The 5605-nt window shown below is 65.2% G+C and carries 6 protein-coding genes; 4 read left to right on the forward strand and 2 right to left on the reverse strand.

The annotated features are described in order from the left end of the window. The 4 genes from EN879_RS22605 to clpS form a co-directional block, all read left to right on the forward strand. Window positions 1-211, forward strand: a 211-nt coding sequence (locus EN879_RS22605; RefSeq protein WP_127274255.1) for a hypothetical protein, incomplete at its 5' end; no start/stop codon positions are given. A gap of 39 nt (window positions 212-250) precedes the next feature. Next, window positions 251-484 (forward strand): hypothetical protein, encoded by a 234-nt coding sequence (locus EN879_RS22610; RefSeq protein ID WP_013529962.1) that lies wholly within the window; start codon window positions 251-253, stop codon window positions 482-484. Between the two features lie 215 nt (window positions 485-699). Next, entirely contained in the window at window positions 700-1065 is a 366-nt protein-coding gene (locus EN879_RS22615) for a hypothetical protein (RefSeq protein ID WP_063168852.1), read from the forward strand. A gap of 139 nt (window positions 1066-1204) precedes the next feature. Further along, on the forward strand, window positions 1205-1510 hold the full coding sequence (gene clpS / locus EN879_RS22620; protein ID WP_013529964.1) for an ATP-dependent Clp protease adapter ClpS: 306 nt from the start codon (window positions 1205-1207) through the stop codon (window positions 1508-1510). A gap of 54 nt (window positions 1511-1564) precedes the next feature. On the opposite strand, the gene EN879_RS22625 is transcribed toward clpS, so the two are convergent. Next, the gene (locus tag EN879_RS22625; protein ID WP_063168851.1) at window positions 1565-3643 is read right to left on the reverse strand and encodes a hypothetical protein; all 2079 of its coding nucleotides are present in this window, start codon (window positions 3641-3643) and stop codon (window positions 1565-1567) included. A 63-nt stretch (window positions 3644-3706) separates the two neighbouring features. Next, a partial coding sequence (locus EN879_RS22630; RefSeq protein WP_127274256.1) for a DUF4159 domain-containing protein occupies window positions 3707-5605 on the reverse strand: 1899 nt, incomplete at its 5' end.

Here is a 5605-nt window from a genome sequence, read left to right on the forward strand (position 1 = left end):
CACAACCCGGAGCGAACGGTGCGCCAATCTCAGCCACCAATTTGATGAAGCCCTCGAAACCCATGCCACGGCAACGCAGGTCACCGCGGCAAAGGCACTTCAGAGAAAGGGCAACCGGTACTGCGCCGCCAAGAAACAGGCACAGGGCATCCGGATGCTCGCCAATGCTTTGAAGCTGCTTGGAGTGACGCCGAACGACCCGGTTCAGTAACGCTCCGAAACTTGACCCGCATAAAAAGGAAACGAAGCCATGAAAAAGTCCATCCTCTCCGCAACCGGTCTCGCCGTCGCTCTCGCTTTCGCGATGCCGGCTCTCGGCAACGCCGCCGCCACCACGACCGCTGCTCCGGCTGCTTCGACGACCACCGCTCCGGCGACTGCCGCTCCGGCCAAGGCTGCTCCGAAGAAGGTCGTCAAGAAGACCGTCAAGAAGCACAAGAAGGCTGCTGAGAAGGCCGTCAAGAAGGACGCCCCGAAGACCTGATAAGGTCCGGCATAAAATGCCGGCCTGTTGACCAAGGCCGCTCCAGCTGGTTTCGGTTGGAGCGGCCTTCTTCCTGTCCGAGCCGCTGAAGCCCTGACATTGGCGATGCAGCGGTCGATGGGTTCAACTGATCTTTGGCGAAGTCTGGCACCGGCAGCTTCCGCCTCGACTGACACTTAACCCGTTTGCAACGCCGGCCGTGTAGGACAATCCGCATGAAGAAGCGGCTTTCGTCCATTTTGCGCTCGATGGTGATCGGCGGTCTGGTTGCCACCGGCCTCGCCAGAGTGCTTATCCTGTTCACCGCCAGCCCGGTCCCCGATCCGGCCAGCGGACGCACCGAGCCTTCGCTGTTCGCTCCGGCGATTTCCACCAACTGGGACTACATAACGCCGGCACAGACCTGGCTGCTGGTCGTGCTGACCGGCGCGACGTTGATCTGCGTCGCCGCGTGGCTGATCGCGACCTGGCTGGAACGCCGGGCGGATGCCGGCGGAAACCGTTTTCGGTCCGATATACCGCCCGCTGCGGCCGTGCGGCAGATTCCCGGCCGTCGCATGTTCGGCCGCCAAGGCCGTTGAACGGCAACCGACACTTTCCCACATGATTATGAATGGCCGCGTCGGCGGACACCGGTTTCGCGCGTCGATCAAAATGGACGACCGTTTTCACCGGTGCCAGAATGGCGGTCACATCGCTTACGCAAAACTGTCGGTTCCGATGCCTGAAATTACCACAAAACCGCGTACCCAGATCAAGCCGCAAGTCGAACGGCCAAAACTCTACAAGGTCATCCTCATCAACGACGATTTCACGCCGCGCGAATTCGTGGTGACGGTGCTGAAGGGCGAGTTCAAACTCAGCGAAGACCAAGCGCACCGGGTGATGATCACTGCGCATCGGCGTGGCGTCTGCGTCGTCGCCGTGTTCACCAAGGATGTCGCCGAGACCAAGGCGACGCGCGCCACCGATGCCGGCAAGGCCAAGGGCTATCCGCTGATGTTCACGACGGAGCCGGAGGAGTAGAGCAGGGGGCTTTCCCTTCTCCCACAACAAGGGAGAAGGGAAAAGAGCGCCGCGCTACCGTCCCTCGCGGTACCACATCGAACCCATTGCCAGAAGCAGCAGGCCGAGGCCGAGGAAGCCGCCGAACAGCGGCACGCGCGAGACGGCTTTGAGCACGCTGTCGTCTGTCGTGCGCAGGCCGATCCAGTCGCTGCCGGATGCGGCACCAGCCGAGCGCACCGGCACGATGGAAGGCAGCGTCACGTCGCTGCCAAGGCCTGTGGAAGACGCCAGCCGGCGCACGCTGCCGCCGGTGGCTTCCGCCGGCGCCTTCAGCCGGTTTTCGGTGGAAATGACGTCGGCGAATTCCGGTGCGTTGACCGGCCCGACATGGGCGAGCGCGGTGAGGTCGCCATTGGCGACCTGGTAGAGCCCGATCTCGCTGGTCTCGACGCTGCCGAGGAAGACCCCGGGCTCGGCTTTGTCGAGCTTGACCGTCAAGGTTTTGCCGGACGGAGTGATGATCTGCGCGGCGCCGGGATCGTCGGCCATCGTCTGGCGGCGGATTTCCAGCACCATGCCACGACCATCGGCGGTCAGCCGCTCCTCCTCGAGCTCCGGCTCCTTCATCAGCCAGTGCGCGATGCGCCGATAAAGCTGGACATGCGGGCCGCCGCCCTCGAAGCCGCGCGCCCACAGCCAGCCCTGATCGGACAGCAGCATGCCGACGCGGCCTTCTCCCTTGCGGTCGAGCAGCAGCAGCGGCCGGTTGTCGGCGCCCTTCATGACCACTTCGCCTTCCGGGTTCTGCACGCCTATGGTGCGGAACCAGCGGCTCCAGTGCGGCGGCTCGGTGGCCGAGCCATCGAGCCCACGCGTCACCGGGTGGCGCTGGCCGAGTTCGGTGAGGCGCGGATAGAAGGCCTTGTCGACAACTTCGCCGGTCGGCATCGCCGGCAGGGCGGCCATCAGCGGCGTGCGCGCGATCGAGCTTTCGCCGGCATATTCGGGGCCGGCCGCGATCAGCAGCGCGCCGCCCTTTTCGACATATTCGGAGATGTAGTCGTAATAGAGGATCGGCAGCACGTCGCGGTGCTGGTAGCGGTCGAAGATGATGAGGTCGAAATCCTTGATCTTCTCGACGAACAGTTCGCGGGTCGGGAAGGCGATAAGCGACAATTCGTTGATCGGCGTGCCGTCCTGCTTTTCCGGCGGCCGCAGGATGGTGAAATGGACAAGATCGACCGAGGCGTCGGATTTCAGCAGGTTGCGCCAGGTGCGCTCGCCGGCATGCGGCTCGCCGGAGACGAGCAGCACACGCAGGTTCTCGCGAATGCCGTCGATCAGTGCGATGGCGCGGTTGTTGGTGTCGGTCAGTTCGCCTGGCTCGCGATCGATGGCGAGTTCGACGATGTTGCGGCCGGCGCCCGGAATGGTGACCTGCAGCGGCATGGCCTGGCCAACGGTGGCGTGCTCGACGGCGACCTGCTCGCCATTGACCGAGACGCGCACATCGACCGGGCCAGTCTCGTTTTCGGTCGAGATGACGCGGTAGGTCATGTCGAGCGGCTTGCCAACAAGGCCGAAGCGCGGCGCGTTCTCGAAGCGGATGCGGCGGTCCTTTTCGTGGTCGTTGCCGGTGATCAGCGCATGCAGCGGGGCGTTGAAATCTGGCGCGCCCGGCGGCGCGTCATGGACCTCGCCATCGGTGATCATGATCGCGCCGCCGATGCGTGACGGCGGCACGTCGCGGAAGGCGCCTTCAAGCGCGCCGAACAGCCGTGTCTCGGTGCGCTCTTCGGCGGCCTCGGATTTGCCGGCCTCGACGACGCGCACGTCGAACTGCTTGAAGCGGCCAAGCCGCTGCTGCAGCCCGGCCAGCGCCTCGTCGGTCTGCTTGGTGCGATCGCCGATATCCTGGCTCTGGCTGCGGTCGACGACGAGGGCGACAACGCTTTTCAGCGGCTCGCGCTCCTCGTTGAGGAACACCGGGTTGAACAAAGCGGCGGCGAGCGCCAAAAGGGCGATGAAGCGGAAGACCGAGCCGCGCTGGCGAAACCACAGGCCGACAAGCGCCAGCAGCGCCAGCGGCACCAGCGCCAAGGCCAACAGGGGCCAGGAGATCAGCGGTTCGAAGGAAATCGACCAGTTCATCCCTTACCCTCCTCTTTTTGGGGAGGGTTTATCCGCGACCGGAGGGAACCAAACAAACTCATCTTACTGCCCCAGCCGTTCGAGCAGTATGGGCACGTGCACCTGGTCGGATTTGTAGTTGCCGGTCAGCATGTACATCATGATGTTGACGCCGGCGCGCAGCGCGTAGACGCGCTGCATCGGGTCCGCCGGTACGGTCGGCAGCAGCGGATCGCCATTCTCGTCGACCGCCCAGGCGCCGGCAAAATCATTGGCGGTGATCATGATAGGCGAGACGCCGTCGCCGGTGCGCACCGGCCGGTTCTCGGCATTGCTGGCGTCGAGCGACGCCTCGACCCACAGTGGGCTGCCGGCGAAGCGGCCGGGGAATTCGGGCAGGATGAAGAAGGATTTGGTCAGCACGTGGTCGGACGGCACCGGCTCCAGCGGCGGCACGTTGAGGTTGCCGAGGATGTCGCGCAGCCGCTCCGTCGCCGGGCTGGTCGAATCGGCGCCGATGCCGTTGGCGAACTGGTCGCGGGTGTCGAACAGCACCGTGCCGCCCTGCTGCATATAGGCGTCGATGCGGGCGATGGCGGCCTGGCTCGGCATCGGGGCGGCCGGATCGATCGGCCAGTAGATCAAAGGATAGAACGACAGCTCGTCCTTCGAAATGTCGACACCGGCTGGTGCGCCCGGTTCAAGGGCCGTCTTTTCGACCAGGAAGCGGGTCAGGCCCTCGAGCCCGGCACGGCTGATCGAATCGTCGCCCGGCACACCGGTCAGCACATAGGCGATGCGGGTCTTCGAAATCGCCTCGATGGCAATTTCGTCACCCGGCTTGGCGTCGTCGGCGCGGGCAAGGTCGGCATGACCGAACAAGCTACCCAGCGCAATCAGGACCGCGGCGGTGGTTGCCATGGCACCGGCGCGGCGCGGTCGGCGTGAGAACAGGCCGCCCATCCAGAATACCGCCAGCGTATCGAGCAGCATCAGCACCAGGGCGGCCGCGACCAGCGCGCCCTTCAAATTGCGCGATTCGTCAAAGGCATACTGGATCGAGGTGACGGGAACAGTGATTTGCGGGCGCGCCAGCGGGGCCAGCGTGCTGTCGGCTTCAAGCAGATTATGGGCAAACACACCCGTCTCGGAACCATAGAGGCCGGGCGGGTTTTCAAAAGTCACCGGCAGCGCGCCGGCGCCCGGTACAAGCGGCCGTGCATCCGGTGTCGGCGGCACCAGCGAGCCGTCGGCTGCAATCATGCGATAGGGCGCCAGCGACGCCGCGGCGGCTTCGGCATTGGCGATGGCCGCGCCCTGGTTGCGCGACAGCTGCACGATGCGGCGCAGCATCTCGACGAAGCTGCCGGAGATCGGCAGGTTCGACCAGGTTGCTTCAGGGGTGACGTGGAACAGCACCAGCGTGCCCTTGCCTTTCTTCAATCCGGTGACCAGCGGCGTGCCGTCGGCAAGGGCCGCCCAGGTGCGCTCGACGATATCGGGTGTCGGCTCGGCCAGCACCTGTCTGCTGACAGTGACCTCGGCCGGCGGCGCCAGATCGGCGAACGGGCCGGCCTTGGGGAATTCGGTGACAGGCTGCGGCGACGTCCATGACAGCGCGCCGCCGAGCGAACGCTCGCCGGTGCGCAGGCGGACCGGCAGCAAATCGTCGTCATCGCCCGCCGTGGCCAGCCGCGAACCGGCGAAACGCACCAGCGTGCCGCCATTGTCGACCCAATCGACAAGTCTCTGCCGGACCTGTCCGGGAATGGTGCCGATATCGGCCATGACAATCATCGCGGGCTTCTGGTCGAGGATCTGCGGGATGGCGTCGGCGAGGTCGGCGCTGGAGGGTTCGACCAGATCGGCGAAGGGCTGCAGCGCCCGCCTGATGTAGTAGAGTGGCGACAAAAGCGGCTGCGCCTGGTCGGCCTCGGCCTGCGACAGCAGCCCGACGCGGCGGCGCTTGGAGCTTTCGTCGAG

Source organism: Mesorhizobium sp. M7A.F.Ca.AU.002.02.1.1, from assembly GCF_003998535.1.
GTDB classification, from domain to species: domain Bacteria; phylum Pseudomonadota; class Alphaproteobacteria; order Rhizobiales; family Rhizobiaceae; genus Mesorhizobium; species Mesorhizobium ciceri.